4 protein-coding genes are annotated in these 3738 nt (G+C 67.7%); 3 read left to right on the plus strand and 1 reads right to left on the minus strand.

Annotated elements, in window-relative coordinates; translation table 11 throughout:
- The first annotated feature begins 118 nt into the window (after positions 1 to 118).
- Genes fabG1 through WA944_RS26570 form a run of 3 tightly spaced genes read left to right on the plus strand, consistent with a single transcriptional unit; the run spans position 119 to position 2783 of the window.
- Positions 119 to 895, plus strand: a complete 777-nt coding sequence (fabG1, locus tag WA944_RS26560) for a 3-oxoacyl-ACP reductase FabG1 (protein WP_163890428.1) — start codon at positions 119 to 121, stop codon at positions 893 to 895.
- A 44-nt stretch (positions 896 to 939) separates the two neighbouring features.
- A complete protein-coding gene (gene inhA, locus WA944_RS26565) occupies positions 940 to 1746 on the plus strand; it encodes an NADH-dependent enoyl-ACP reductase InhA (protein ID WP_526374112.1) in 807 nt (268 codons plus the stop codon).
- Positions 1746 to 2783: a ferrochelatase gene (locus tag WA944_RS26570; protein WP_526374111.1), complete on the plus strand. Its 1038-nt coding sequence runs from the start codon at positions 1746 to 1748 to the stop codon at positions 2781 to 2783. The genes inhA and WA944_RS26570 overlap by 1 nt, the downstream gene beginning before the upstream one ends.
- Here WA944_RS26570 and WA944_RS26575 read toward each other — a convergent pair.
- On the minus strand, positions 2780 to 3634 hold the full coding sequence (locus tag WA944_RS26575) for an Rv1486c family protein (protein WP_526610995.1): 855 nt from the start codon (positions 3632 to 3634) through the stop codon (positions 2780 to 2782). The genes WA944_RS26570 and WA944_RS26575 overlap by 4 nt on opposite strands.
- Positions 3635 to 3738: the final 104 nt, after the last annotated feature.

Genomic DNA, 3738 nt, shown 5'->3' on the forward strand with positions numbered 1-3738 from the left:
CCTGGGCGCGTTGCTGATCAACCGGCGCCTACCCGGCTAGAAATATCCCTGTGTCGCTGCTCCCACCTGCCGTATGGCGATTTCTTGAGAATGAGCGCGAGGCGTTAGGTTGGCGGGCATGACTGCGGACGCTGCCACCGAAGAACCCGCCGACACCGCCGCTGAAACCACCGGCGCCCGCCCCGCATTCGTCGCCCGTTCGGTGCTGGTCACCGGCGGAAACCGGGGGATCGGCCTGGCGATCGCGCAGCGCCTTGCCGCCGACGGCCACAAGGTGGCGGTCACCCACCGCGGATCGGGGGCGCCCGACGGGCTCTTCGGTGTGCAGTGTGACGTCACCGACAGCGAGGCCGTCGACCGGGCCTTCAAAGAGGTCGAGGAGCATCAGGGGCCGGTCGAGGTGCTGGTGTCCAACGCCGGCATCTCCCAGGACGCCTTCCTGATCCGGATGACCGAGGAACGCTTCGAGAACGTCATCGATGCCAACCTCACCGGGGCGTTCCGGGTGGCCCAGCGCGCGTCGCGCAGCATGCAGCGCAAACGTTTCGGCCGGATCATCTTCATCGGTTCGGTGTCCGGGATGTGGGGCATCGGCAACCAGGCCAACTACGCGGCTGCCAAGGCAGGCCTGATCGGTATGGCCCGCTCGATCTCACGGGAGCTTTCCAAGGCCGGCGTCACCGCCAACGTCGTCGCGCCCGGATACATCGACACCGAGATGACGCGCGCCCTCGACGAGCGGATCCAGGAGGGTGCGTTGGACTTCATCCCGGCGAAGCGCGTCGGCACCGCCGAGGAAGTCGCCGGTGCGGTCAGCTTCCTTGCATCGGAAGACGCGAGCTACATCGCCGGTGCGGTGATCCCCGTCGACGGCGGCATGGGTATGGGCCACTAGAGCAGAACAGGCAATGTCTCTTCAGCAGACAAGGACTCTTCACAGTGAAACTTCTTCAAGGCAAGCGGATCCTCGTCACGGGGATCATCACCGATTCGTCGATCGCGTTCCACATCGCCAAGGTCGCCCAGGAAGCTGGAGCCGAGCTGGTGCTCACCGGGTTCGACCGGATGAAGCTGATCCAGCGCATCGCAGACCGGCTACCCGATCCGGCGCCGCTGCTGGAACTCGACGTCCAGAACGACAAGCATCTCGACACGCTGGCGGACCGGGTGAGCGAGGTGATCGGTGAGGGCAACAAACTCGACGGGGTGGTGCACTCGATCGGGTTCATGCCGCAGACCGGGATGGGCATCAACCCGTTCTTCGACGCGCCGTACGAGGATGTCGCCAAAGGCATCCACATCTCGGCCTACTCCTACGCGTCGCTGGCCAAGGCGGTGTTGCCCATCATGAGTCCCGGTGGCGGCATCGTCGGCATGGACTTCGACCCCACCCGCGCGATGCCCGCATACAACTGGATGACGGTGGCCAAGAGCGCGCTGGAATCGGTCAACCGGTTCGTCGCGCGCGAGGCTGGACAGGTGGGAGTCCGCTCGAATCTTGTTGCAGCAGGCCCGATCCGGACCCTGGCCATGAGTGCGATCGTCGGCGGCGCCCTCGGCGACGAGGCCGGCGCGCAGATGCAGCTCCTCGAAGAGGGGTGGGATCAGCGCGCCCCGTTGGGCTGGAACATGAAAGACCCGACGCCGGTGGCCAAAACGGTGTGTGCCCTGCTGTCGGACTGGCTGCCGGCCACCACGGGCACCATCATCTTCGCCGACGGCGGCGCGAGCACCCAGCTGCTGTAGTGGACTTTGACGCGCTGCTGCTGCTGTCGTTCGGTGGCCCGGAGGGGCCCGACCAGGTCATGCCGTTCCTCGAGAACGTCACCCGGGGCCGGGGCATCCCCCGGGAACGGCTGGCTGCTGTCGCCGAGCACTACCTGCACTTCGGTGGGGTGTCGCCGATCAACGGAATCAACCGCGAGCTGATCGTCGCGATCGAGGCCGAGCTGGCCCGCCGCGGCCTGGAGTTGCCCGTCTACTTCGGCAACCGCAACTGGGAGCCCTACGTCGAGGACACAGTCGCGCAGATGCGCGACAACGGTATCCGGCGTGCCGCGGTGTTCTCGACATCGGCCTGGGGCGGCTACTCCGGCTGCACGCAATACCAGGAAGACATCGCGCGCGCCCGGGCGTCGGCCGGTTCCGACGCACCTGAGTTGACCAAACTTCGCCAGTACTTCGATCACCCGCTGCTCGTCGAGATGTTCGCCGACGCCATCCGCGACGCCGCGGCGACCCTGCCCGAGGCGGTGCGCGCCGACGCCCGGCTCGTCTTCACCGCGCATTCGATCCCGTTGCGGGCCGCCTCGCGCTGCGGACCAGACCTCTACGAACGCCAGGTCGCCCACACCAGCGCGTTGGTCGCCGCGGCCGCGGGATACCCCGACTACGACCAGGTTTGGCAGTCTCGGTCCGGACCGCCGCAGGTGCCATGGCTGGAACCCGACGTCGGCGACCACCTCGCCTCGCTGGCGCACACCGGCACCGAGGCCGTGATCGTCTGCCCGGTCGGTTTTGTCGCCGACCACATCGAGGTGGTCTGGGATCTCGACAGTGAACTCGCCGAACAGGCAGCCGACGCGGGGATCGCCTTCGCCCGGGCGACGACGCCGAACTCCCAGCCCCGGTTCGCGCGACTGGTGGTCGACCTGATCGACGAGATGCGTCTGGACCGGTCGGCGGCCAGGATCCGGGGCAGCATCGGGGAAAGCGAGGTGCCGGGTTACGGGTGCAGCGTCAACGGCGCCCTGTGCACGCCGGCGTGCTCGGCCGAGCGCTAGGCGCGCCAGGCGGATCGAAGGATCGACGCGACCGCGGCCAGTCGCGCCGACCGGACCACCGAGGACAGCGGACGTAATGCATCGCTGGCGAGTTGGACCTCCGAGGAACTCTGCAGTCCGCTCGGGATCAGGCCGGCGCTGACGGTGATGATCGCGTCGACATGAGCCGCGTTCTCGAGAACCCGCACAGCCCGCGTGGGCGCATGGTCGGGGATCCGATGTGCCTGTGTGGATTCCAGTACCTGCTCGACCATCCTGCGCGGGTCGCCGCCCTCACCGCCAGGGGCTTCGGCGCGCAGTGCGCCGAGCGCATCGGCCGCTGCGCGCACCGCGTCGCGCAGTGCGTACTCTGCCACGCCAAGGTCGAGGTCCTCGGGTAGCGGCAGCGCGGGCAGCGAGTACACCGTCCACGACAGCGCGGACAGTTCGGGTTCGAACTCGTACTCCTCGCCGTCGGGGGTGTCCGGGTACTCCAGATCCGGGACCAGCCCGATCGCCGACTCCGGTGATCCGACCATGATCGCCTCACCGGCGGTGATGGCGTCGCGGCCGAACTGGGTGCCCGGCGGCAGCCCGCGGACGTCGCCGGGCACCGGCAACGCGAGCACGATCGAGGGCGGTGTCCCCGCCGGCCGTGCCGCCGTGCGCATCGTCTGCAGCAGCGACACCGCTCCCGCATCGTCGAGATCGGGCCACGACAAGCCGGTGCGTTCGGCGGCCACCGAGTCATATGCCGTCACCGAATGCCTTGGTGTCCACTGGGATAACGCATCCAGGACATCATCGGGCGCGGCGGCACCGGCGAGCCAGGCATTGGCCCACACCGCCAGCGAAACACTGGGACACAACATGATGCAGGCAGTGTAGTTGTTGGGTCTGGTTGTTACCTGCTGACACCGTCGGCGCCGCGCTAGGCTCGTGTCATGCCTGTTCCGCTGATCTGGCTGATCGCAGC

The sequence above is a fragment of the Mycobacterium sp. genome (assembly GCF_049683355.1).
GTDB lineage: Bacteria > Actinomycetota > Actinomycetes > Mycobacteriales > Mycobacteriaceae > Mycobacterium.

What these genes read in the sequence shown, in the direction of transcription:
- fabG1 (WP_163890428.1), top strand. Translation starts at nt 119, where the DNA reads ATGACTGCGGACGCTGCCACCGAAGAACCCGCCGACACCGCCGCTGAA.
- WA944_RS26575 (WP_526610995.1), bottom strand. Translation starts at nt 3,634, where the DNA reads ATGTTGTGTCCCAGTGTTTCGCTGGCGGTGTGGGCCAATGCCTGGCTC.